Annotated in this window: 26 protein-coding genes and 1 tRNA gene; 23 read left to right on the plus strand and 4 right to left on the minus strand. The window is 56.0% G+C overall.

Annotation, left to right across the window (positions count from 1 at the left end; translation table 11 throughout):
- Nucleotides 1-148: 148 nt before the first annotated feature.
- Nucleotides 149-1,147: a site-specific integrase gene (locus EXR70_17865; GenBank protein ID MSP40359.1), complete on the plus strand. Its 999-nt coding sequence runs from the start codon at nucleotides 149-151 to the stop codon at nucleotides 1,145-1,147.
- Here EXR70_17865 and EXR70_17870 read toward each other — a convergent pair.
- From EXR70_17870 to EXR70_17885, 4 genes are all read right to left on the minus strand, one after another.
- Nucleotides 1,101-1,186: transfer RNA gene (locus EXR70_17870), tRNA-Leu, on the minus strand. The genes EXR70_17865 and EXR70_17870 overlap by 47 nt on opposite strands.
- Nucleotides 1,187-1,199: 13 nt before the next feature.
- Nucleotides 1,200-1,580 (minus strand): preprotein translocase subunit SecG, encoded by a 381-nt coding sequence (secG, locus tag EXR70_17875; protein ID MSP40360.1) that lies wholly within the window; start codon nucleotides 1,578-1,580, stop codon nucleotides 1,200-1,202.
- A gap of 7 nt (nucleotides 1,581-1,587) precedes the next feature.
- A complete protein-coding gene (locus tag EXR70_17880) occupies nucleotides 1,588-2,352 on the minus strand; it encodes a triose-phosphate isomerase (GenBank protein MSP40361.1) in 765 nt (254 codons plus the stop codon).
- Nucleotides 2,349-3,527 (minus strand): phosphoglycerate kinase, encoded by a 1,179-nt coding sequence (locus EXR70_17885; GenBank protein MSP40362.1) that lies wholly within the window; start codon nucleotides 3,525-3,527, stop codon nucleotides 2,349-2,351. The genes EXR70_17880 and EXR70_17885 overlap by 4 nt, the downstream gene beginning before the upstream one ends.
- 108 nt (nucleotides 3,528-3,635) lie before the next feature.
- Between EXR70_17885 and tolQ the strand changes: the two genes are divergently transcribed.
- The 22 genes from tolQ (at nucleotide 3,636) to EXR70_17995 (ending at nucleotide 23,919) form a co-directional block, all read left to right on the plus strand.
- Nucleotides 3,636-4,376, plus strand: a complete 741-nt coding sequence (gene tolQ / locus EXR70_17890; GenBank protein ID MSP40363.1) for a protein TolQ — start codon at nucleotides 3,636-3,638, stop codon at nucleotides 4,374-4,376.
- A gap of 134 nt (nucleotides 4,377-4,510) precedes the next feature.
- Nucleotides 4,511-4,924, plus strand: coding sequence for a protein TolR (tolR, locus tag EXR70_17895; protein MSP40364.1), 414 nt, complete (start codon nucleotides 4,511-4,513; stop codon nucleotides 4,922-4,924).
- 9 nt (nucleotides 4,925-4,933) lie between these two features.
- The gene (gene tolA / locus EXR70_17900) at nucleotides 4,934-5,857 is read left to right on the plus strand and encodes a cell envelope integrity protein TolA (GenBank protein MSP40365.1); all 924 of its coding nucleotides are present in this window, start codon (nucleotides 4,934-4,936) and stop codon (nucleotides 5,855-5,857) included.
- 7 nt (nucleotides 5,858-5,864) lie between these two features.
- On the plus strand, nucleotides 5,865-7,178 hold the full coding sequence (gene tolB / locus EXR70_17905; protein ID MSP40366.1) for a Tol-Pal system beta propeller repeat protein TolB: 1,314 nt from the start codon (nucleotides 5,865-5,867) through the stop codon (nucleotides 7,176-7,178).
- A 58-nt stretch (nucleotides 7,179-7,236) separates the two neighbouring features.
- Nucleotides 7,237-7,821, plus strand: a complete 585-nt coding sequence (pal, locus tag EXR70_17910) for a peptidoglycan-associated lipoprotein Pal (protein ID MSP40367.1) — start codon at nucleotides 7,237-7,239, stop codon at nucleotides 7,819-7,821.
- A 15-nt stretch (nucleotides 7,822-7,836) separates the two neighbouring features.
- Nucleotides 7,837-8,682 (plus strand): tol-pal system protein YbgF, encoded by an 846-nt coding sequence (ybgF, locus tag EXR70_17915; protein MSP40368.1) that lies wholly within the window; start codon nucleotides 7,837-7,839, stop codon nucleotides 8,680-8,682.
- A gap of 84 nt (nucleotides 8,683-8,766) precedes the next feature.
- Nucleotides 8,767-9,705: a bifunctional riboflavin kinase/FAD synthetase gene (locus EXR70_17920; protein MSP40369.1), complete on the plus strand. Its 939-nt coding sequence runs from the start codon at nucleotides 8,767-8,769 to the stop codon at nucleotides 9,703-9,705.
- 5 nt (nucleotides 9,706-9,710) lie between these two features.
- On the plus strand, nucleotides 9,711-10,784 hold the full coding sequence (locus EXR70_17925; protein MSP40370.1) for an RluA family pseudouridine synthase: 1,074 nt from the start codon (nucleotides 9,711-9,713) through the stop codon (nucleotides 10,782-10,784).
- Between the two features lie 372 nt (nucleotides 10,785-11,156).
- Nucleotides 11,157-12,404 (plus strand): transcription termination factor Rho, encoded by a 1,248-nt coding sequence (locus EXR70_17930; protein MSP40371.1) that lies wholly within the window; start codon nucleotides 11,157-11,159, stop codon nucleotides 12,402-12,404.
- A 232-nt stretch (nucleotides 12,405-12,636) separates the two neighbouring features.
- Nucleotides 12,637-13,413, plus strand: a complete 777-nt coding sequence (rpsB, locus tag EXR70_17935) for a 30S ribosomal protein S2 (GenBank protein ID MSP40372.1) — start codon at nucleotides 12,637-12,639, stop codon at nucleotides 13,411-13,413.
- A gap of 5 nt (nucleotides 13,414-13,418) precedes the next feature.
- Nucleotides 13,419-14,027: a translation elongation factor Ts gene (gene tsf / locus EXR70_17940; protein MSP40373.1), complete on the plus strand. Its 609-nt coding sequence runs from the start codon at nucleotides 13,419-13,421 to the stop codon at nucleotides 14,025-14,027.
- A 21-nt stretch (nucleotides 14,028-14,048) separates the two neighbouring features.
- On the plus strand, nucleotides 14,049-14,780 hold the full coding sequence (locus tag EXR70_17945; protein ID MSP40374.1) for a UMP kinase: 732 nt from the start codon (nucleotides 14,049-14,051) through the stop codon (nucleotides 14,778-14,780).
- A complete protein-coding gene (locus EXR70_17950; protein MSP40375.1) occupies nucleotides 14,777-15,334 on the plus strand; it encodes a ribosome recycling factor in 558 nt (185 codons plus the stop codon). Before EXR70_17945 ends, EXR70_17950 begins: the two co-directional genes overlap by 4 nt.
- Nucleotides 15,335-15,459: 125 nt before the next feature.
- On the plus strand, nucleotides 15,460-16,239 hold the full coding sequence (gene uppS / locus EXR70_17955; GenBank protein ID MSP40376.1) for a di-trans,poly-cis-decaprenylcistransferase: 780 nt from the start codon (nucleotides 15,460-15,462) through the stop codon (nucleotides 16,237-16,239).
- Nucleotides 16,217-17,029, plus strand: a complete 813-nt coding sequence (locus EXR70_17960) for a hypothetical protein (GenBank protein MSP40377.1) — start codon at nucleotides 16,217-16,219, stop codon at nucleotides 17,027-17,029. Before uppS ends, EXR70_17960 begins: the two co-directional genes overlap by 23 nt.
- Nucleotides 17,026-18,174, plus strand: a complete 1,149-nt coding sequence (locus EXR70_17965; GenBank protein MSP40378.1) for a 1-deoxy-D-xylulose-5-phosphate reductoisomerase — start codon at nucleotides 17,026-17,028, stop codon at nucleotides 18,172-18,174. The genes EXR70_17960 and EXR70_17965 overlap by 4 nt, the downstream gene beginning before the upstream one ends.
- A gap of 23 nt (nucleotides 18,175-18,197) precedes the next feature.
- Entirely contained in the window at nucleotides 18,198-19,280 is a 1,083-nt protein-coding gene (gene rseP / locus EXR70_17970; protein ID MSP40379.1) for an RIP metalloprotease RseP, read from the plus strand.
- Complete coding sequence (gene tsaB / locus EXR70_17975; GenBank protein ID MSP40380.1) at nucleotides 19,277-20,023, plus strand: tRNA (adenosine(37)-N6)-threonylcarbamoyltransferase complex dimerization subunit type 1 TsaB; 747 nt, start codon at nucleotides 19,277-19,279, stop codon at nucleotides 20,021-20,023. The genes rseP and tsaB overlap by 4 nt, the downstream gene beginning before the upstream one ends.
- 91 nt (nucleotides 20,024-20,114) lie before the next feature.
- Nucleotides 20,115-20,333, plus strand: coding sequence for a DUF465 domain-containing protein (locus EXR70_17980; GenBank protein MSP40381.1), 219 nt, complete (start codon nucleotides 20,115-20,117; stop codon nucleotides 20,331-20,333).
- Nucleotides 20,334-20,360: 27 nt separating this feature from the next.
- Entirely contained in the window at nucleotides 20,361-22,139 is a 1,779-nt protein-coding gene (gene ilvB / locus EXR70_17985) for a biosynthetic-type acetolactate synthase large subunit (GenBank protein MSP40382.1), read from the plus strand.
- Nucleotides 22,140-22,150: 11 nt separating this feature from the next.
- The gene (gene ilvN, locus EXR70_17990; GenBank protein ID MSP40383.1) at nucleotides 22,151-22,672 is read left to right on the plus strand and encodes an acetolactate synthase small subunit; all 522 of its coding nucleotides are present in this window, start codon (nucleotides 22,151-22,153) and stop codon (nucleotides 22,670-22,672) included.
- 1,016 nt (nucleotides 22,673-23,688) lie between these two features.
- Nucleotides 23,689-23,919, plus strand: coding sequence for a hypothetical protein (locus EXR70_17995; GenBank protein MSP40384.1), 231 nt, complete (start codon nucleotides 23,689-23,691; stop codon nucleotides 23,917-23,919).
- The last annotated feature ends 132 nt before the right edge of the window (nucleotides 23,920-24,051 follow it).

The raw sequence follows: 24,051 nt of genomic DNA on the forward strand, positions 1-24,051 counted from the left end.
CATAAAGCTCCACTGTGAACATCCTTCCAGCCTCCCGATGCCATTCAATAACATCGAGACAGCCTACAGGACCGGTACACTTTTGACCCGCCATTTTCTGCCAGATCTTTGCCGGTTCAGTGGTACACTTTACGCCCGCGATTTATAGATAAAAGACAGGGTTCCGCCTTACGTTAAAAAGAGCCGCGCGCGAAATTACCGATCACATTTCACTGCGCATCTCTTACCATTCCAGGGCGACAAATCCCTTAATGACTACGGGGTGGCAGATATTCGTGGTCTAAGGATTCACCTTATTGACGATAAGAAAGTCACTGTTAAGACGGCCAAGAACGTGGTCGCCGCCACTTTGCGGGCGTTTTTCCGCGATGCCAAGGTCGAAAGCAAGATTGAAAAAAATCCCTTTGACGATCTTCCATCCAATTGGTGGCCGCGTACCGTTACACCGGAACCCGATCCTTTTACCCAAGAGGAGCGCGACACGATAATAGCGTATTTCTTTAACAAACATTGGGGCAGTTGGCCCCACGGCTGCGCGTTTCTTTATACGTTATTCTGGGGCGGCATGAGGCCGTCAGAGCTAACCGCTCGGCGTTGGAGTGACGTTGATCTTAATAACGGAATGCTATCGATCACCACGGGTCGCACAGAAGGCGAAGAGGGTAGGCCCAAAACCGACAACAGCATAAGGCCGATCAAACTATTGCAGCCGGTGGTTGAATACCTGGCGCAAATCAAGCCGCTACGCGCCCAACCCAGCGATTACATCTTTCTTAATCAGCGCGGCAACCCGATCGATCAATGGAATTTTGGTGAGCGCCATTTCCAGGGGGCACTTACGGCGTTAAAGATTCGCCACCGCGACTTCTACCATACCCGCCATACCTTTATTTCGGTTATGTTGAGCCACGGTGAGAACCCTAAGCGCATCGCTGAATATGTTGGAAACTCGCCAGAAGTGATTTACCGGAGTTACGGTAAGTGGATCGGTGGTCCTGAAGGGTTCGGGAATGCGGCCATTCTAGCAGCAAAACCGAAACCTTTCCCGAAACCCTTCAAAGTGTCAGTAGGTGAGACTCAGTATTTTCAAGCTGTTAGTATGGTGCGAGGAGCGGGACTCGAACCCGCACGCCGTTTCCGGCACTAGCCCCTCAAACTAGCGCGTCTGCCATTCCGCCACCCTCGCGATCGATTGCTGACTAAGGTTTTTTGGTTGGTGGGCTTTCCGGTTGCGCGGGTACGGCTGGAGAGCCGCTCGCGGGCGCATTTTGTTGCTGGGTCGGCGCCGCAGGTTGTGCCGGTGCCCGCTGCTCAGATCCGGTTGAACGATTGTCGAAAATCGTCGCCGTCGGCTTCTTCCCAGCAAAATATCCCAGAGTCAGCGACGTGATCATGAAGACGATCGCCATCGCGGTGGTCAGCCGGGTGAGAAAGTTTCCCGCGCCGCTGGCGCCGAAGATGGTCGCGCTGGAGCCGCCGAATACCGCGCCCACTTCTGCCCCCTTGCCGGTTTGTAACAACACGACCAGGATCAAGCCGATGCTGACGAACACGTGAATGATGGTTATTGCGATGATCATAATTTCTTCATTTCAGAGAAAACGCTCTGACGATGGGTAAGAACGTTTCCGCTTTCAAACTCGCGCCGCCGACGAGCAGACCGTTGACTTCAGCCGTCGATGCGATCGCCGAGGCGTTGTCCGGCTTGACGCTGCCGCCGTAAAGAATCCGCACGGCTTTGCCCTTTGACTTGCCGAAGGCGGACTGCAAATAGCCTCGGATGCACTGATGAACCTGGCTGATCTGTTCCGTTGTGGCATTGAGTCCCGTGCCGATGGCCCACACCGGCTCGTAGGCGATTTCGATTTTGTCTATAACACCTTTCGTACGCCCCTTCAACGCGCCATCCAATTGCGCGGTCACGACGTCGGTGGTTTTTTTGCCCCGTCTTTGGCTCAGGGTCTCGCCGACGCAGAGAATCGCTCGCATGCCTTGGCCGATCACTGGCGCGATCTTACTGGCGATGGTCGCATCGCTTTCGTGAAAAACCTGGCGCCGTTCGGAATGGCCGAGGATGACGTAGGCGCAACCGAGCTCGTGCAGCATCGGCGCGCTGACCTCGCCGGTGAATGCGCCGCTGTCGGCCCAGTGGCAATTTTGCGCCCCAAGTTTGACTTTGCTGTTACGGATCTCGCGCGCGACCGCGGAAATTGCCGTGAAGGGCGGTGTCAAGACAACTTCGGCGCGTGGCTGCTGGCGTTTCAACTGCCGGACGATTTGGCGCGCCAGTTGAGTGCATTCCGACTGGCTGCCGTTCATTTTCCAATTGCCAACCACCAATGGATTGATCATCGATTGTCCTCAAGCGCCTTGATGCCGGGCAGAATCCGCCCTTCAAGAAACTCCAAAGTGGCGCCGCCGCCGGTGGATAAATGGGCGATCTTGTGTTCCACGCCCGCCGCGGTGACCGCGGCCACGGTGTCGCCGCCGGCGATGATGCTGGTGAGTTGGGGGAAGTTATCGGCGAGAGTTTGCGCCAGCACGCGGCTGCCGTGATCGTAGGGCGGGACTTCGAAGAGTCCCACCGGACCGTTCCATAGGACCATTTTGGCTTGGCGGATTTCCGCCGCGAAGATCGCCGCGGTTTTCGGTCCAATGTCGAGCCCCATGCGATCGGCCGGTATTTGCTCATCGGCGTTGGCCGGATTTTTTTTATCGGCATCCCCGGTGACATGGTCCACGGGCAATATTAAGTTGACATTGTGCGCCACAGCTTCCTTCATCAAGTCCTGGGCCAAGCCGAGTTTGTCCGGTTCGACTAACGATTTGCCGATGGCTGCGCCCTTGGCTTTTAAAAACGTGTATGCCATGCCGCCGCCAACCAGCAACGTGCTGACCTTGGGCAGCAGATTACGGATGACGCCGATCTTGTCCGACACTTTGGCGCCGCCTAAAATCGTCACGAAGGGTTTGGCCGGCTTGCTCAGCAGCGGTGCCAGGTAATCGAGTTCTTTTTGCAGTAGCAGCCCAGCCGCCTTGTCGGCAAAAAATTCCGCCATGGCTGAAATCGACGCATGAGCACGATGGGCGGCGCCGAAGGCATCGTCGACGTAAACCTCGCCGAGTCGGGCCAGAGCCTGGGCAAATTCCCGCTGATTCTTTTCTTCTTCCGGATGGAAGCGTAGATTCTCCAGTAAGACGACCCGATTCTGCGAATCGCCAACGATTCGTTCGACGGTGTCGCCAACGCAGTCGGGGGCCAGCACGACCGGTTGCTTGAGCATCCTCTCAAGATGATCGCGCACCGGAGCGAGGCTATATTTCGCCACCACCTTGCCGTCGGGCCGGCCCAGATGGGAGGCGATGACGACTTTTTTCGCGCGCTCTAAGATCTGGCGAATGGTTGGCAGCACGCTGTCGATGCGATGGGGTTCGGTGATCTTTCCTTGATCGATCGGTACGTTGAAATCGACGCGCAGGAAAACCGTTCTGTCATGTAGGACGAGGTCGGCAAGTTTTCGGATCATGCGACGTTCCTGTTCGCTAAAAATTGGCTCGACAAAAAGTAGTTCTCAATTGACTAATGATTATAAGACTTGTACTAATTCTTTTAAATAGCTGCTCAACGATTCGTGATGCTTTCTTTCTGGTATCTTCAATTACTGTTGCAAGACGGGCTCGTTCCACCACCGACGCATAGTATCCTTGATCTGGTGCGCGGATCGGGCGTGGTGGTGCAGGGGATCCTCTATCTGCTGGTGCTTTTCTCGGTGGGCAGCTGGGGCATTATCGCGCAAAAATTTCGCCAGCTGCGGCGCGCGAAAATCGAATCGGCCAAGTTTATCGAAATTTTTTGGGAGCGCCGCAATCTAGCGGCGATCCACGACGCCAGCCGCGAACTCAGTTCGAGTCCGGTGGGGCAAGTCTTTCGTTCCGGCTATGAAGAACTGGTCCGGGTAACGCGATCGAAGAAAGAATCGGCGCCCGGCGATTATTTGACCACCGAGCTGGGCGGCGTCGAAAATGTTTCCCGGGCGATGAAGCGGGCGACCAGCGTGGAAATCACCAAGTTAGAAAAGCACTGCTCATTTCTCGCGACTACCGCGAGCTCGGCGCCCTTTATCGGTCTGTTCGGCACGGTCTGGGGCATTATGGATGCGTTTCGCGGTTTGAGTGTGACTCACTCATCGAGCATTCAAGCTGTGGCGCCGGGCATTGCCGAAGCGTTGATCGCCACCGCGGTGGGGTTGGCGGCGGCGATTCCGGCGTTGATGGCCTACAATTATTTCGTCCAACAGATCAAAGTGCTGGCGGTGGACATGGATAACTTCTGTCACGAGTTTCTCAACATCGCCGAACGCCACTTCTTCAAGTAATTAAATAATAGGGTATACTCAAGCCAAATCACGATCGACGCCGCAGTGGCGGTTGTTAACTTTGGCTTGGTGCAGCTTTGCGGGCGGATTCAGTTTGCGTCAGCAGTTTCATAAATTGAGAGGTTGCCATGGCTATGGATGCTTCATCCCAGCGCGAAGGTAGCGCCATTGCGCAAATCAACGTGACGCCGCTGGTCGACGTCATGCTCGTGCTGCTAGTGATCTTCATGGTCACGACGCCGATCCTACAGCAGGGCGTGCAAGTCAACTTGCCTCAGGCCAAAACCAACTCCATTCCCGGCAACCAAGAACATTTAGTCGTCACCGTCGCCAAAAATGGCAAAACTTATCTCAACGATAACGTCGTCACCCTTGGCGAGTTGGGGCGAAAGCTGCGAGCGATCACAAAACTCCAGCCCGATAAACAGGTTTATCTGCGCGCCGATCAAGATGTGCGCTACGGTATCGTCATGAAAACCATCGCCGAGATCAAACAAGCAGGCATCGAAAAGTTAGGCATGGTAACGCGGCCGGGCGAAGCGGAGTAGTCGCTAAGGATGGCCGAGGTGAGTCCAACGCCGACGATCAGTTTACGCGAGCGCTCGTTACCGCTTACCGGCGGCGAAGAACGCCTGCCCAAGTGGTTGACGATGTCGTTCGTGCTGCACGGCGCGCTGATCGGCTGCATGTTCACCATGTCATTTTTTTCCCCGGCTCCGGTGCCGGAGCAACCCGTGTATACGGTGGACTTGATCGGTGGCGAGAAGATTGGCCAGGCGAATCTCGGCACGGAGCTTCCGCCAGCGCCGAAAGCGGCGCCCAGCCGGGCGGAGCCGGAAGCCGTGCCGGTGGCTGAAACCAAAGCCGAAAGCAAAAGAGAAAAGCGCGATAAGGCCAAGCTGGCGGAGAAGCAGGCGTTGGCCGAAGAGCAATTGGCGCTGAAAGAAAAAAAAATCAAGACAACGACCAAGCCCGAGTCACTCAAAGAACGCAAAAGCGAAGCGAAAGCTGAAAGCGCCAGCGCCGATAGTGTGCGCGAGCGTTTGATTCAAACCGCCGCCGAGCGCGCCCGGGCGCGAACCGAAAGCGTTCAGAAAGCGTCGAAAGGTGAGACGCTCAGCGCCGGCAACGGTGAAGGCGAGGGCGCGGCATCCCTGGGCGTCGGTGGGCGCGGCGGACCGGGTATCGTCAAAGGCATCGATTTTATCGCCTACCAAAATCGCATGCTGAGCACCATTAAAGATAATTGGGCCTGGGTCGGCCAGCGCAGTAATTTGCGCGTGGTGGTCCACTTCGGTGTCAAGGACAACGGCGAGATCGTCGGTCTCAAAGTGGTGCAGCCCTCGGGCGATTCGTCCTATGATGAGTCGGTGTTACGGGCGCTAAAAAAATCTAGTCCATTACCGGCGCCACCGGAAGCAGTGCGTAAAGAATTCGCCGACGTCGAATTGACGTTTCGGCCGCGGGATTTGGGAGCGTGAAGGTATTATGATGCAATCGTTACTGATGGTGGTCTTGCTGTCGCTCGCGCCAGTTTATGCGGCGTTCGGCGCGGTGACCGCCGAAATCGTCGGCCAGGGCGGCCAGAAATTTCCCATCGCGGTGTCGCCGCTGAAAAACCTCGGAGCCGCGAGCGGCGATGCCGCGCGGCTGTCCAGCGGTATTGCCGATGCGATGGTGCACGACCTGGAGCTTTCCGGTTGGTTTAAAGTCTTGGATCGCAGCGCTTACATCGAAGACGGACAAAAAACCGGCATCACTCTCGGTGCCTTCGATTTTAAAGATTGGTCGACCATTGGCACTGAGGGATTGGTCAAAGGCGGTTTTACCGTCCAAGGCGAGGATGTTACCGTTGAACTCCGTTTGTTCGACGTTTATCAAAACAAAGAGCGGATCGGCAAACGTTACACCGGAAGGGTGCGCGACTTTCGGCGCATCGCCCATAAATTCGTCGATGAGATCATCCAGCAGTTCACCGGCGTCCCCGGTGTTTTCAACACCCGCATCGCTTATGTTTCCAACAGCGGCGGGCGGTTCAAAGAGATCTATGTCTCCCACTTGGACGGCAGCGAGAAATTTCAGGTGACCGACAACCACACAATCAATCTGTCGCCCTCATGGAGCGCCGATGGCCGGTCGATTCTTTATTCATCCTTCAAGGAGCGCGGCCAGACGCTTTACTTGTTCGAATTGTTCAGCGGCAAAGAGATTAAATTCACTCCCAGGGGCGCCGCCAAATATCTCGGGGGCAGGCTTTCCCCCGACGGCCAAACCGTTGTCGCTACCGTAGAATCGGCCGGCAATAGCAATCTCTATCTATTGGATCGCGCCGGCAACGTGATCCGGCGCTTGACGGAAGAGCCGGGCATCGAGGTGTCGCCGGCTTGGTCGCCGGACGGCAAGCAGATCGTTTACGTCTCCGACCGCAGCGGTGGGCCGCAATTATATATTTTAGAATTGGCCAGCGGCAAGACGCGCCGGCTGACTTATAGCGGCGGCTATAACACTTCGCCGGAATGGTCGCCCAAAGGCGACCGCATCGTTTACACCGGACGGGTCGGTAGCCGCTTTGCGGTTTTTTCTATATCCGCCGAGGGCGGCGAGCCGCGCAAGCTCACGGCCGAATCTTCCGATAGCGAGGATCCGACCTGGTCGCCGGATGGGCGGTTCATCGCCTTTTCGTCCAATCGCGCCGGCAAATATCATCTTTATGTCATGCAAGCGAGCGGCGAAAACCAACGTCGATTGACAGGTTCTGGGGGCGATGATACAAAACCGAGTTGGTCTCCTCGGTTAGATTAATTTCTCTTCAATCCAGGTCAATTTAGTGTGGTCTTTGTTCCAGCATTGGAGGAATCCCATGAAAACTCAGTTTAAAATTGTATGTTATTCATTGGTAATGGGCTTGGCCTTCTCTTTACAGAGCTGCGCGCCGTCGACGACAAACCCGATAAGTAGCTTGCCGCCGCCACCGGCGAAGGACGCTGCTCGCAGCGCCACCGGTGAGGGGCAGCGCCCGTCAACCAAGGAGTCCACCACCGGCGATTCGAGTCTCAAGGATTTACAAGCGGGCAAGGCTCCGGTGACGCCGGCGTCGAGTCCGTTGAAAGACATTTCTTTTGATTTTGACCGCTACGATCTTTCCGCCGATGCGCGCACTTTGTTGCGCGCCAACGCCGATTGGTTGAAGAGCAATCCGGCGCTGCGGGTGGAAATCGAAGGCCACTGCGACGAGCGCGGCACCAATGAATACAACCTGGCCCTCGGCGCCAAGCGCGCCCAAGCGGCCAAGGAATATCTGGCGACTCTCGGTGTCGCCGCGGAGCGGCTGTCGACGACGAGCTATGGTGAAGAGATTCCGGTTTGCAAAGAAGCGAATGAGGCCTGTTGGAAGCAGAACCGGCGCGCCCGTTTCGTGGCGCAGCAAAGCCGCCCGGCTTCCTAACCCTTTGGCGGACAGATGATTATGAGACTTTGCTCAATCCGGCAATATTTTTTATTCGCGGCTTTGCTTGCCAGTGCCAACGTTTTTTCGGCCTGCGTCAATCCGCAACAAGTTGAGCTGCTCGAACGCGAACAGCGCCGCAGTCGCGCCGATCTGGCAACCTTGCAGAGCGACGTCGACGGTTTTCGCGCCACTCTGGCTGACACCCGCGCGAATATTCAACAGATGCAGCGCGATCTGAGCACGATCAAAGAGCGCATCGACGAAACCCGCGTGCAAGTGGGCCGGCAGATCGGTCAAACCAGTCGAGAAGGCGACGAGCGGGTGCGCAATCTGGAAACCCGTTTAGCCAAGCTCGAAGAAGAGGCGAAAGCGCAGGCGCAACTGCTCAAGAGCCGTGACGATGAATTGAAGCAGCTGCGCGACGCCAGCGAGCAGCGCGCCGTGGTTTATGACGGTGCCAACGAGATCGGGCTGGGCGAGAACGAAACCGTGCGCAAAGACTATGAAACCGCGTGGCGCAGTTTCGAGCGCAAGGATTATCAGGCGGCGGCGAGCCGCTTTCGCGAGTTCATTAAGAAACACACTAAGAGCCGACTCACCGCCAATGCTCAGTATTGGCTTGGCGAAAGTCATTTCGCTTTAAAAGAGTTCGACAAAGCGATCGTCGCTTACGACGAAGTGCGCCGCTTTCCGCAGAGCGACAAAGCCGCGGTGGCGTTGCTCCGCCAAGGTTTCGCCTTCGCCGAGTTGGGCGAGAAGCTCAACGCCCGATTAGTCCTGCAAGAGCTGGTCGAAAAGTTTCCCCAGTCCGCCGAAGCGCCGCGCGCCAAGCAGCGATTGAAAGCGTTGGAATCCTAGCCGCGTTCTGGGTGCGCTTTGGCTTTGCCGTGGTTTCGTTGCCGCGCGCCCAGCCGTGGCGATTGGTAATTTATTTTTTGAACTATGCAGATCGTTCGCCACATCGATGACCCGAGCCTGACGTTGTCCGGGTCCGTGGTCACTTTGGGAAACTTCGACGGTATTCATTTGGGCCATCAAGCCCTCATCGGCGGCGCTGTGGCGGCGGCGCGCAAACTGGCGCTGCCCTCGGTGGTGCTAACCTTCGAACCTCATCCGCTTAAAGTTCTCGCGCCTGAGCGCGCGCCAAAAATGTTGCTTACCCATAAAGAGAAAATGCAGCTGCTAAAAGATCTCGGCGTCGACGTGGTGGTGATTCAACAATTCGATCTGACCTTCGCCAAGCTCGCGGCGGAGGATTTCGTGCAATCGATTTTGATGCGGCGCTTGAAGGCGCGGCAGATTTGGTGCGGCAGCGATCTGCGTTTTGGTCAAGGGCGCAAAGGCAGTGTCGCCGATCTGCATCGTTGGGGCGGTGCACTTGGTTTCACCGTGGCCCATGTCGATGCGGTGCTGGTCGACGGCGCGCGGGTCAGCAGCTCGCGCATTCGCCAACTGGTGGCCCAAGGCCAAGTCGAAACCGTGCAGCCGATGCTCGGCCGTTATCATTTTTTATCCGGGCGGGTGGTCGGTGGCGAGCGGCGCGGCCGGGAGTTGGGTTTTCCCACCGCGAATATTTCCAGCCGCGCCGAAGTTTTGCCCTTGGACGGCATCTACGCGACATTGTTCCATCTCGGCGCGCGCTGCTTGCCGAGCGTCACCAGCATCGGCCTCAATCCGACCTTCGGCGCCGGGCCGCGCACGCTGGAAAGTTTTATTCTCAACTTCGCCGAAGACATTTACGGCGCGGTGGTGCGCTTGTCCATTGTCAAAAGAATTCGCGGCGAAATAAAATTCACCTCGATCGATGCCTTGGTCGAGCAGATTCGCGCCGATGTGGTTAGCTCGGAAGCGATTTTTCATCAGCTCGGGCTGATCGATTAGTTGCCATGCCGTCCACCCCTAGCGCCGCGGTCGTATCGCTTGAAATCGATGCCAGCGCCGTGGGCATGCGCTTGGATTTGTTTCTCGTCGAGCGCTGGGCCAAGGTGCAGAACCAATCGGGCCTCAGTCGCGCTGAAATTCAGCGTCTGATCGACGAAGGGCAGATCACGCTCAACGATAGAGCCGCCAAAGCCAGCGGCCGATTGAAACTCGACGATCGCATCGACATTCGCCAGCTGCCGGCGCGCGAGAGCGCACTCGTCGGGGAAGCGCTGCCGCTGGAAATTCTTTACGAGGATGCGGATTGTCTGGTCGTCAATAAAGCGGCGGGCATGGTGGTGCATCCGGCGGCCGGTCAGCACAGCGGTACCTTGGTAAATGCGCTGCTGCATCATTGCGTCGATCTGGCGGCCATCGGCGGCGAGCGGCGGCCGGGGATCGTGCACCGTTTGGATAAAGAAACCTCCGGCGTGATGATCGTGGCGAAAAATATCTACGCGTTTCAACAGCTCGTCGGTCAATTTAAAAATCGCCAGGTGCAAAAAGAGTATCTCGCTGTCGCATGGGGTGAACTCAAGCCGGAGGTGGGCCGTATCGATCGTCCCATCGGCCGCCATCGCAGCGATCGCAAGCGCATGTCGAGTCTGCGCAGCGTCAACAAAAGCCGCGACGCCCTGACCGATTGGCAAGTGGAAGAGCGCTACGGCTGGAAGCATGGTTCATCACCTGTGGCGCTGACCTTGGTGCGTTTGCGGCCGCGCACCGGACGGACGCATCAGTTGCGGGTGCATCTCGCCGACATCGGGTATCCTTTGGTGGGCGATAAGGTGTACGGGCGCAAGCGCGGCAAACTGACGGCCGCCGATCCGTTGCTCGATAGTTTTCCGCGCCAAGCTCTCCACGCCGAGAAGCTTGCCATCGATCATGTCCGCAGCGGTGCGCGCATGGAGTTTTGTGCGCCTCTGCCGTTGGACCTGTCGGAGCTCTTGGATTATTTGCGCGCGTCGACTAACGCCGGGGGGGGGCGCGCGGCGGAATTATCACGGCAAGGGGTTGACAAGGTAGCGAGGTTAAAATAATATTCTCCTATAGCAAGATTCAATTCAGTCATTCTTTGAATCAATCCCCGCACCGATAACGAGTTCAGCCAATTTTAAGCGCTCGAAAATTTGATTTGTCAGCCAAACAAAACGTTTGTTTCTGCGTCCAGATGTTTGTCACTTCATTAGGGTTATTCGTGCGACCACTGCCAGCCTGCCGATGATCGGGCCGGATCCTGCCGTGGGGCGCCGCTGTGTGTGACGGCCGTTGGCCTTTTGATTCTCAAAAAAATCGTGTTTTCATAGTCAGACTGTCAGTGAAGGGCTGTTTTAGCGAAAGGAGAGATATCGTGTATGGTTCGAGGTAGAATGCGTTCCGCCGAGCCGGAGGCCGTTGTCGAAGATAACGGTTTGAATTTAAAGGCTCTCAAAGAGAAGAAGATCGGCGACCTGGCGCTGATTGGCAAGAATTTCAACATTGACGGCGCGGCCAACATGCGCAAGCAGGAGCTGATCTTCGCCATTCTGCAAGCTCAGACCGAGCAGAATGGTCACATCTACGGCGAAGGGGTTTTGGAGACCCTGCCCGACGGTTTTGGGTTTCTCAGAGCGCCGGACTACAACTATCTGCCTGGACCCGACGATATCTATGTCTCGCCGAGCCAGATTCGCCGCTTCAGCCTGCGTACCGGCGATATCATTTCCGGCCACATTCGTCCGCCCAAAGAAGGCGAACGCTATTTCGCGCTGCTCAAAGTTGAAACCATCAACTACGAGGATCCTGAGCGCGCCCGGGAAAAGATTCTCTTTGACAATCTGACGCCGCTTTATCCCAATGAACGTTTGCGCCTCGAGGCGGACCCCGGCGATTACACCACTCGGATTGTCGATTTGCTCACGCCCATCGGTAAAGGTCAGCGCGGTCTAATCGTCGCGGCGCCGCGTACCGGTAAGACGATGATGCTTCAGCATATCGCCAAAGCGATCGCGCACAATCATCAGGAAGTGGTTTTGATCGTTTTGCTGATCGACGAGCGGCCTGAAGAGGTCACCGATATGCAACGGTCGGTGGACGGCGAAGTGATCAGTTCGACCTTCGACGAGCCGGCGACGCGCCATGTGCAGGTCGCCGAGATGGTCATCGAAAAAGCCAAACGCTTGGTCGAGCATGGTAAGGACGTGGTGATTCTCCTCGACAGCATCACGCGCTTGGCGCGCGCCTACAATACCGTCGTGCCGCCGAGCGGCAAGATTCTTTCCGGCGGCGTCGATTCCAACGCTTTGCACAAACCGAAAAAGTTTTTCGGCGCGGCGCGTAACATCGAAGATGGCGGCAGCTTGACGATCATCGCCACCGCGTTGATCGATACCGGCAGCCGGATGGACGAAGTTATTTTTGAGGAGTTCAAAGGCACCGGCAACATGGAAGTCCATTTGGACCGGCGCTTGATGGATAAGCGAGTTTTCCCGGCCATCGATATCAACAAGTCGGGAACCCGCAAAGAAGAGCTCTTGATACCCAAGGAAGATCTCAACCGGATCTGGATCCTGCGCAAAGTTTTGTCGCAGCTGAGCGTGGTCGAATCGATGGAGTTTCTCCTCGATAAGATGCGCGGTTCAAAAACCAATAAAGATTTTCTCGATTCCATGAGCCATTAACTATCCCATATCCCGCACAATCTTGCGTAGTCGGGCGATCTTTGTTAGAAACGCAGGGTCATTGAAGTCATAAACGGATTTTGGGTTTTCGGTTTTTGCTCGGTAACGCAAGCTGCCGGGTAAAAAATCATCGTTAGCAAAAATACACACCCTTTCCGATTCCCATCGTGGTGCCTTAACGGTGCGGCGGGAAGTTGACGAAAGGGGAGGAACAACCAAAGGAGAGCGAGACATGGGCGATATTTCGATGAAACAATTGTTGGAGGCAGGGGTTCATTTCGGCCACCAAACCAGCCGCTGGAATCCCAAGATGAAGCCGTATATTTTCGGCGCGCGCAACGGCATTCACATCATCGACCTGCAACAAACCGTCACCATGTTCAAAGACTTAGAGGCGGTGGTGCGCGACTTGGCGGCATCCGGCGGTCATATTTTATTCGTTGGCACTAAGAAGCAGGCCCAGGACGCGATCCGCGAGGAAGCGGCGCGCTGCGGTATGTTTCACGTCCACAATCGCTGGTTAGGCGGCACGCTGACCAACTTTACGACCATTCGCCTGAGCATCGACCGGCTGCGCAAGATCGAAGACATGGAGAACGATCCCAAGATCGTCGCCGCATTGACGAAAAAAGAAATGCTCGGGTTGAGCCGCGAAAAAGCCAAACTCGAACTATCCCTGGGCGGCATCAAGTTAATGAAGAAGCTGCCGGACGCGATTTTCGTGATCGATCCGAAGCAGGAAGAGATCGCCGTCAAAGAGGCGCGCAAGTTGGGCATTCCGGTGATCGCCGTGATCGATACCAATTGCGATCCCGACATGATCGACTACAAAGTGCCGGGCAACGATGACGCGATTCGCGCCATTCGGTTGTTCTGTTCGTCGATCGCGGAGGCGGTCAATGAAGGCAAGATGCTCTACCAGCAATCGCTGGTTAAGAACAAAGAAGATGACAAGTCGATAGCGGGGGCTGTGGCTGAAATGGCGGAAGGCGCCGGAGCGGGAGTCTAGGTTCGATGGAAGTCACCGCATCACTGGTAAAAGAGCTTCGGGAAAAATCCGGAGCAGGGATGATGGATTGCAAGAAGGCGCTCGGAGAAACCGGCGGCGACTTGGAGAAGGCCTTCGACTTTCTGCGCCAAAAAGGATTGGCCGCGGCGGCGAAAAAAGCCGATCGCATGGCCGCTGACGGAGCCGTTGGCGCTTACGTTCATGCCGGCGGTAAAATCGGTGTCCTGGTCGAGATCAATTGCGAAACCGACTTCGTCGCCCGTACCGCGGAATTTCAAACTCTGTTGAAAGACATCGCCATGCAGATCGCCGCAGCCAACCCGCGTTGCGTGCGGCGTGAAGAGGTGGTGGCCGGAGACTTGGATAAAGAGCGGGAGATCTACCGCCAACAGGCTCTCGATCAGGGCAAGCCGGAAAAGATTGTCGACAAAATCGTCGACGGCAAGATCGACAAGTTCTATTCCGATGTCTGTTTGCTCGAACAGTCTTTTATTAAAGATCCCGATAAGAAAGTTTTGGATGTCGTCAACGATGCCATCGCCCGTCTGGGCGAGAACATTCAAGTGCGCCGCTTCGCCCGTTTCAGTCTTGGCGAAGGGGCGGTCAAAGAGTAACTCGAAAGACGACGGTCCTCCATGAACGACGGCGTGCCGAAGTATAAGCGGATTCTGCTCAAAGTCACGGGCGAGATTTTTGCCGGGGCGCAAAATTTCGGCATCGATGGCAAGACCGTCAAAGCCTTCGCTCAAGAAATCAAAGAAGTCAAAGAGATGGGCTGCGAGCTCGCCATGGTGGTCGGCGGCGGGAATATTTTCCGCGGCGCGGTGGCCAGCGAGATCGGCATGGACCGAGCCAGCGCCGATACCATGGGGATGTTGGCGACGGTGATCAATAGCCTGGCGCTGCAAGATGCCTTGGAGCATTTAGGCGTCTCGACTCGGGTGCTGTCGGCCATCGAAATGCGCCAGGTCGCCGAACCCTACATTCGCCGGCGCGCTACCCGTCATTTGGAAAAAGGCCGGGTGGTGATATTCGCCGGCGGCACGGGCAATCCTTATTTTACCACCGACACCACCGCCAGTTTGCGCGCCATGGAAGTGGGCGCCGAAGTGATTCTCAAGGCGACCAAAGTCGAAGGCGTATTCGACGCCGATCCAAAAAAGTTCTCCGACGCGACCAAGTTCGAAGAGGTGACTTACATCGAAGTGTTGAACCGTGATCTCAAGGTGATGGACTCGACGGCGATCTCGCTGTGCATGGATAACAACATGCCGATCATTGTCTTCAATTTGATGGAGAAGGGCAATATCAAACGGGTGGTGGCGGGCGAATCGATCGGCACTTTGGTCAGCGGAGGAAAGCGATGAACGACGCGATCTTCACTCAGCTGCAAAAAGAAATGGACGGTTCGGTGGGCGCCTTGCGCCGAGACTTGACGAAGCTCAGGACCGGCCGGGCTTCGACGGCATTGCTCGAACATCTGATGGTCGACTATTACGGCGCTTCGACGCCGCTCAACCAGCTGTCCACGTTGAGTGCTCCCGAGCCCAGGCTGCTGGTGATTCAACCTTTCGATCGCAGCGCCATGGTCGAAATCGAGAAGGCGATTCTCAAGTCCGATCTCGGTTTGACGCCGAACAACGACGGCAAAGTGATCCGCATACCGATCCCCCAATTGACCGAAGAACGGCGCAAAGATTTGGTCAAGCATGTAAAGAAAATCGCCGAAGAGTATCGCGTCTCGGTACGCAATCACCGGCGCGTCTGCCTCGAGCATCTCAAAGAGGCGGAGAAGAAAAAAGAAATCACCACCGACGAGGCCAAGCATGGCCAGGAGCGGGTACAAAAGATTACCGACGAGTTTATCGGCAAGATCGATCATGTCGTGAAAGCCAAAGAAGAAGAGGTGATGGCGGTTTGATTCGCACGAGCCTTGCCTGTGCCATGCTTCGCAAACCGATCGCCGCTGGGCTTCACGAAAAAAATCCGCCCCAGGTCTAGCGCCGTCCACGACGCTCCGATGAAAATCACTTCCCACAAGTCGCCATGGAGCTAGACGGCTTAGACAAAACCCGCTTGCCGCAGCATGTCGCCATCATCATGGATGGTAACGGACGTTGGGCCACCGGGCGCGGTAAGCATCGCATCGAGGGACACCGGCGCGGCAAAACTTCGGTGCGGGTGATCGTCGAGATGAGCCGTAAGGTCGGCATCCGCTTCCTTTCCCTATACGCATTCTCCACGGAAAATTGGTATCGCCCCGACGACGAAGTCGGCGCCTTGATGATGTTGCTCGAACATTATCTTGCCGCCGAACAGGCGAAGATGATGCGCTACGGTATTCGTCTGCTCGCCGTGGGCGATCGCAGCCGCTTGCCGGCGAGCGTGCGCGGCGCGCTCGAAAGAGTCATCGACATGACCCGCGATAACCAGCGCATGACCGTGGTTCTAGCGCTCAGCTATAGCGGCCGGGACGATATTCTGCGCATGGTGCGAAGTCTGGCCCGAGAGGTGAAGGCGGAAAAGCTCGACCCGGAAAATATTGGCGAAGCGAACATCGCGACCCATCTCGACACCGCGGGGATTCCTGATCCCGATTTATTGATTCGCACCAGCGGTGAAATGCGCATCAGTAATTTTTATCTTTGGCAGATCGCCTACAGCGAAATGTACGTCACCTCTTGCTTGTGGCCCGACTTTCGCGAGAAAGAATATCTCCAGGCGCTGCTCGAATATCAACGACGCCGGCGCCGCTTCGGCCGCACCGACGAGCAACTCGGCGAAAATCATAAATCGTCACTGGATGCCGGTGGACGCCAACCTTAGATCGCGCCTGGGGACGGCGGCGGTGGGCATCCCGCTGCTGGTCTGGGTCATTGGCTGGGGCCCGACTTGGTTGTTCTCGGGGTTATTCCTATCGCTCACCGCCGGCGCCTTACGCGAATATTTCGCCATGACCTTTCCCGCCGATGTGAACCGCCAGATGGCCGGTGTTGCTTTCGGTTTCGCTCTGGCGCTGATCGTGGTTTTTTTTGGTCAAGCGAACGCTCTGGTCGCTCTCGGCTTACTCCTCGTCCTGCTATTTTCCGCGAGCGTGTTTTTCAATGGCCAACGATTTGCCTCCACCGGCGGATTGGCGCGCACGCTGCTCGGTGGTTTTTACATCGGCTATCTGGTGCCATTCGTGATTTTGTTATTCACTGGCGCCGATGGTCGGTCCTGGGTTTGTTGGTTATTGTTCGTGGTCATGGCCGGCGACAGTTCCGGTTATTTCATCGGCAGGCGCTTCGGCAAGCAAAAGCTCGCTCCGGCGATCAGTCCGGGAAAAACCGTTCAAGGCGCCTGGGGCTATTTCGCCGGCACGGTTGTGATCGGTCTCAGCGGCGCGTACTTGTTGCTACGCCAAATCCCCTGGCCAGAAGTTGTTTTGCTGTCGCTCACCGTCGGTGTGCTCGGCCAGATTGGCGATTTATTCGAATCGTCGGTCAAGCGCGCCTTCGCGGTCAAAGATTCCGGCAGCATGTTGCCTGGCCATGGCGGTTTGCTTGACCGGCTCGACAGTTTGATATTCCCGGCGGTGTTTACGACAACCTATTTGAGGATTTTTCAATCATGAGAACCATCGCGCTGCTCGGCTCCACCGGCTCCATCGGCGTCAGCACCTTGCGTTTGGTGCGCGAGTTTCCTGAAAGGTTTCGCATTCACGGCATGGTTGCGGGGAAAAATCTCAAACTCTTAGCTGCGCAGGTCAAAGCGTTTCGTCCCAAAGTTGTCTCGATTCAGCACGAAGCCGACGTTCCACGACTGCGTAAGCTCCTCGGCAAAATCACGGTCGAGATTCTCCACGGTGAAGCGGGCGCATCGGCGGTGGCGAGCGCGGCACCGGTGGATGTGGTATTGGCGGCGATCGTCGGCGGCGCCGGACTGATGCCGACGTTCAAAGGCTTACTTGCCGGCAAGGAAATCGCCCTGGCGAATAAAGAAGCGTTGGTGATGGCCGGGGAGATTTTCGTCAAGGCGGCCAAACAAAAAAAGGTTAGGCTCTTACCCGTCGACAGCGAGCATAGCGCGATCTTTCAGTGCCTTCAGGGCAATCAGCGTAGCGAGGTCGATAAAATCATTCTCACCGCCTCCGGCGGGCCGTTTTTGCGTACGGCGCTCAACCAATTGTCCAAGGTTAGCATTGCCCAGGCGCTCAAACATCCTAACTGGAAAATGGGCCGTAAGATCACCATCGATTCGGCGACGATGATGAACAAAGGGCTCGAGGTGATTGAAGCGCACTGGGAGTTCGACATGGCGGCGCAGGGCATAGAGGTGGTCATTCATCCCCAAAGCGTAGTGCATTCCATGGTGCGCTATCAGGACGGCGCGGTGATGGCCCAACTGGGCATCGCCGACATGCGCATTCCCATCGCCTATGCGCTGGCTTATCCGCACCGCCTCAAAGGTAGCTGGCCGGCCCTCGATTTGTTCGAGCGCAACGAACTCAATTTTCTTACTGTGGAACAAAAACGTTTTCCGGCACTAGGTTTGGCCTACGCCGCGCTCAAAGAAGGTGGTACAATGACCGCGGTCTTGAACGCCGCCAATGAAATCGCGGTGGCGGCATTTTTGGCCGGCAGGATAGGATTTCGCGAAATACATCGTATAATTGACCGAACCATGCAGAGCCACAAAAACAGCCGGGCCAGAGAGATCGGTACGATCCTCGAAATCGATGGTTGGGCCCGGGCCAAGGCGTCGTCGCTGATCGGTTGAGCGCCACTTAAGGAGCGGACTAAATGGAAAATGTTGCCTATTCGATTGTCGCGGCCGTGGTGGGCCTCGGCGTGCTGATCGTTTTTCACGAGTTCGGCCATTTCCTGGTCGCCAAGCTGTCCGGCGTCGGTGTGCTCACTTTTTCCGTCGGCTTTGGACCGAAATTATTTGTCAGGAAAAAAGGCGAAACCGAGTACGCCTTGAGCGCTCTTCCGTTGGGCGGCTACGTCAAGATGATCGGTGAAAATCCCGACGAAGAAGTCGCCCAAGCCGATCTCGATCGCTCCTTTGCGCACAAGAGCTTGTTGAAACGCATGGCCATCGTCTTTGCCGGGCCGGCATTCAATTTAATTTTAGCGGTTCTGTTGTTGATGGTGGTCTACACGTTTTACGGCGTGCCAGTGATGTCGACGCAGATCAACGAAATCGTCAAGGGCACGCCGGCGGAAAAAGCCGGTTTGCTCAAAGACGATCGGATCGTCGCCATCGACGGCAAAGCGGTCAAAGAATGGGATGAGCTTTCCGGCACGATCAAAGCCAGCGGCGGCAAGATGCTCAATCTTCAAGTGCAGCGCGGCAACGAGACACTGAATATTTCCGTGCAGCCGGAACGCAAAGAGGGGCGTAATGTTTTCAACGAGCGCAAAGACGATTGGCTGATCGGTATCAGCAGCCGGGTGACCATTGAAAAAGGTAAAGCCGGATTGGCGATTGTCCGCGCGGTTTATCAAACTTACGATTACTCAAAACTGACGCTTCAAGCCTTCGGAAAAATGTTGATGGGCGACGTTTCGCCGCGCAACATCGGCGGCCCGATCATGATCGCTCAGATGGCGGGGCAGCAAGCTCAAGAAGGCTTCGGCAGCTTCCTGGCGTTTTTGGCGGTGTTGAGCATCAACTTGGGGGTGCTCAACTTATTGCCCGTGCCGGTACTCGACGGCGGCCATTTATTATTTTTCATGGTCGAAGCGGTGATTCGTAAGCCGGTGGCGCTGCGCTATCGCGAAATGGCCCAGCAAGTCGGCATCTGTCTGCTCGGTCTACTCATGGTCTATGCATTTTACAACGACATCGTGAGATTCTTCGAAAAACAGGTCGGTGGATGAGAATTCTCGGTATCGACACCGCCACACCGGTCGCCAGCGTAGCGTTAATTGACGAAGATAAAATATTGGCCGAGCAGATTTATGGTGCGGCTCGAAGTTCCAGCGAAAACTCATCGCCGCAGCCCAAAGGCAATCACGCCGAAGTCATCCTGCTGCTGATTCGCGCGCTGCTCGACGGCGCCAAGCATTCGCTTGGCGATTTGTCCGGCATCGCCGTTTCCATCGGGCCGGGATCGTTCACCGGCCTGCGCATCGCCCTCGCAACGGTCAAGGGCATCGCATACGAATGTGGTTTGCCGGTGGTCGGTGTGTCGACGCTGCTCGCCAATGCGGCGCGCGCTGATGTTGCTGACGGCGTCGTCGGTTCCTTACTCGATGCCCGCAAACATGAAGTTTACGGCGCGTTGTTCCGCCGCGTTGGAACGAACTTCACACGTCTGACCGAGGATGCGGTATTGCCGGTGCGCCGCTTCGGTGAGCTATTACAGGAGTCCCACGCCGTGTGTCCGTTGCTGATCGGCAACGGCGCCATCGCTTATCAAGCTCAGCTGAAAGATTGTCTTAGCGGCGCGATACACGTGAGCGCCGGCGATGAATTCGCTTCGGTGGCGGCCCAAGTTGCCCTGCTAGCGCGTGAGCGCATCGCCGCTCACGCGAGCGACGATATCGGCGCCCTCGCGCCGATTTACCTGCGTCCCTCGGAGGCTGAAAGCAAACGTTTTCTCGCGCCGCTAACCTCTTGAAATAGATCGAAAAGTTCGTTGACTTTGAAAGTACCGTAAGTTAAATTGAGTGCCGTTAAAATATTTCCGATGATAATAAGGAGGCCTGTGTATGGAAAGTTACGAACAAAACAGGATAGTCTCCCTGCTCGATCAAGAACCGGAGCTGAAAAAGTTCTATGACGAGCACCTCGAGCTTGAGAAAAAACTCGCGGAGTTTCAGCATAAGCACCACCTCTCTTTGGAAGAAGAAGTGGAGATGAAACGGATTCAAAAGATCAAGCTCATCGGCAAAGATCGCATGATGGAGATCGTCGGCCGCCATCGATAAGATGGCGCTGAGAGGTAGGAAGTAAAAATGAAGTTAACCGGCGCGGAAATTTTTTGTGAGTCGCTCAAACGTGAAGGGGTCAAAACCGTTTTCGGTTTGCCCGGCGGAGTTGTGTTAAAAATCTTCGATGTGCTGTGCCAGCGCAAGGACATCGACTTCGTGCTCACCCGCCACGAGCAAGGGGCGGCGCATATGGCCGAAGGTTACGCCAAGGCAACCGGCAAACCGGGCGTCGTCTTGGTGACCTCGGGACCGGGCATGACCAACATCGTGACCGGCTTGGCCGATGCGTACATGGATTCCGTCCCACTGGTCGCGTTCACCGGCCAGGTTTCTACCGATTTGATTGGCAACGATGCTTTTCAAGAAGCTGACAACGTCGGCATTAGCCGGCCTTGCACCAAGCACAACGTCTTGGTGAAGGATGTCAACGACCTCGCCCAAGCGATCAAAGAAGCGTTCTACATTGCCACCAGCGGCCGGCCCGGACCGGTGTTGGTCGACATTCCCAAGGACGTGAGCATCGCCAAGGCCGAATTCAAATATCCCGACAAAGTAAATTTGCGCGGCTACAATCCGGTAGTGAGCGGCAGCAAACAAAACATAAAGCAAGCGGCCGAAGAGATCATGAAGGCAAAAAAGCCGATGATCTACGTCGGCGGCGGCGCGCTGTTTTCTGATGCCGCCGACGAAGTTCGCGAGCTCGCTGAGATCACCCAGATCCCCGTGACCATGACTTTGATGGGCCTGGGCTGCTTTCCCGGCAGTCATCCGCTGTCCCTCGGCATGCTCGGCATGCACGGCGGTTACTGGACCAACATGGCGATGCACCACTCGGATCTTTTGATCGCCGTAGGAGCGCGCTTCGATGACCGGGTGACCGGCAAGCTATCGGAGTTTTGTCCCGAAGCGCGGGTGATTCATATCGACATCGATCCGACTTCGATCAAGAAAACTTTTCACGCCCATATTCCAATCGTCGGCGATGTCAAAGCGGTGCTGCGCCAGATGAACGTGATGCTGCGCGCCATGGACGGCAATCCGGCGAAGATCAAAGCGCTGCGTTCGCCGTGGTTGAAGCAGGTCAACGAATGGAAAGAGTCCCATCCATTGACTTACAAGCAGGACGACAAGATCATCAAGCCGCAGTACGTTATCGAGAAACTTTATGAATTAGCCAACAAGGATGCCATCGTCGCCACCGACGTCGGCCAGCATCAAATGTTCGCGGCGCAATATTTCAAGGGCAACAAGCCGCGCACCTGGTTGACCTCGGGCGGTCTCGGCACCATGGGCTTCGGTTTTCCCGCGGCCATCGGCGCCCAGTTCGCCTATCCCGAGCGGCAGGTTTTGTGTATCACTAGTGAAGGCAGCTTCCAGATGAATTTGCAGGAACTGGTGGTGGCGGCGATTCACAAGATGCCGGTGAAAATCGTCCTGCTCAATAACGGCGTGCACGGCATGGTGCGCCAGTGGCAAGATCTTTTCTACGAAGGACGATACTCGGCGAGTTTGCTCGGCAAGACTCCGGACTTCGTCAAGTTGGTCGATGCTTATGGCATCACCGGACTGCGCGCGCTCAAGCCAAGCGAAGTGGTGCCGGTGTTGAAAGAAGGCTTGAAACATAAGGGGCCGGTGCTGATGGATATTCACACCGATCCCTTCGAGAACTGCTACCCGATGATTCCCGCCGGCGGGGCGCAGCACGAGATGATGCTCGAAGATCCGCCGGAGCTTAAATTGGCGCGAAAGGGCGGAGCACATAAAAGAAAGGTCGATGAGGGCGAAGGTGAGCTTCCTGCCTGATTTTTTCGCGAATGGAACATATCATATCGGTTCTTGTTGAAAACAAGTTTGGCGTTCTCGCCAGAGTTGCCGGACTGTTTAGCGCCCGCGGCTTCAATATCGAGAGTCTCTCCGTAGCGCCGACGCTCGATGCCTCGACGTCGATGATTACCATCGTCACCGTCGGCGACGATCGGATCATCGAGCAGATCATGAAGCAGCTTAACAAAGTTGTCGAAGTACTGAGCGTCGTCGATCATAGCGAGACCCATTTTCTCGACCGCGAAACCGCGCTCATCAAGGTGCACACCAAACCCGAGCACCGCGACGAAGCGGTGCGCATCGCAACGATCTTTCGCGCCAACATCGTCGATTCGTCGGCGACGACCTACACGATTGAAATCACCGGCGATGTCGAGAAGGTCGAAGCGATGATCAACATGCTGAAACCCCTCGGCATCAAAGATTTGATCCGCACCGGCCGCATCGCCATCTCCAGGGAAACCACCCGCACCGCGTCGCCTCGGCGCGAGCCGGGTTTGTTGAAGTCTTAGCGCGCCGATCCTTTTGCGCTAAATCCATTTCGGTGCGCCGCCGCGCGCCGCGGACCTCGCTGATTTTCCCACGCGGGAAGTTCTCGCGGTGGGGTTTCGGCACATCGACGGGGGATCGCCGCTCTGGAAGAATCCTCTTTTTTTGGGCGACTGAGATTGTCGCAATTATTGTTGCGCGTGAGGCGTGTCGAGTTCTTGCCGATAGATAGTTTTCGCGCGCGGGGAATTTCCGGGAACTGGGTCGCGACCGGCGCTCGCTGACGGTCCTTCACGAAATGCTCAGGCGTGAACCCGCGCCCCTCCCTTTGAAATATGATTTAGTCAACGCGAGGCCCGACTACAATTCGGACTCTACGGCCAGGTATTGAATTATTCTCTATGATCTTGGTAGTTTCCTTCCATGGTAAGCAAACCGAGAATTGAGCTTCGCGGTGCGCTTCATCGGAAAAATTATCCGAGGCAAACGTCGCCAGGGTGTTGGCAAAATAGTCAATACTCAGGCCTGACCCCAGGTATTCTGACCGGAGCTATATCGCCGAACCGGCGAGCCGTCAATCGCACGAGTGATAGTTGAAATCACGGCTTTGCCTCGGATGGTTCGGGCGATGCAGCGCTCGGAAGAGCGGGATTTGTTGCCCGTTGAGACGCTCGATCAAACGCGAGACCGAGCGGCATGAAACGATAATGACAGGCTTGTCATGGTGGCCGATTCACGATCGACCGAGAATGGGGCAGAAAGTGTAGATATCAAATAGACAATGACTGACACTTATACTCTCCGATTCAGCCATTTGCGAAGCACGAGCACGAATACGGCTGATTGATGCGTCCTCTTGGAGCTAACGGCATGAACGGCTTCTAACATATGCGCTCCAGACCTTTCAATGTAAAACCAGCCTGTTCGCTTTTCTTTGGCCGCCCCCCAATCAAATTGTTTGAACATTCGTCAGTAACGCTGATATCTCCATAGTCAGTGCAACGAGCGGCTGAGTTAACGCGGAAAACTAGGAGGTCGAGTGAGCACCCGATTAATGATCGTTGTCATGGCGTTGTCGGTTTGTGGCGAGTTTATGACGGCGAGCCCGAGCGGCGCTCAGGAGCGCATCAAGATCGCCTATAGCGCCGATAACTCGACCAACGTGATCTGGTATAGCGCCCTGGACACCGGGATTTACAGAAAATACGGGCTCGATGTTGAGTTGATATTTATCCCGAGCTCGACGACCACCGTTTTAAGGAATCTCTGAACAAGTCATCTAGCAAGTCGTCTAATAACGAAGAGCAGAAAGACCGACAAGGTGAGGCGGGAGGAAAGAGCGTGGGGGAGCAGACAACGTTTGCGAGTTTGGCGTGGGCGAGAAAGAAAAAGCAGAGCAAGC

The organism is Deltaproteobacteria bacterium (genome assembly GCA_009692615.1).
Taxonomy (GTDB): domain Bacteria; phylum Desulfobacterota; class Binatia; order UBA9968; family UBA9968; genus DP-20.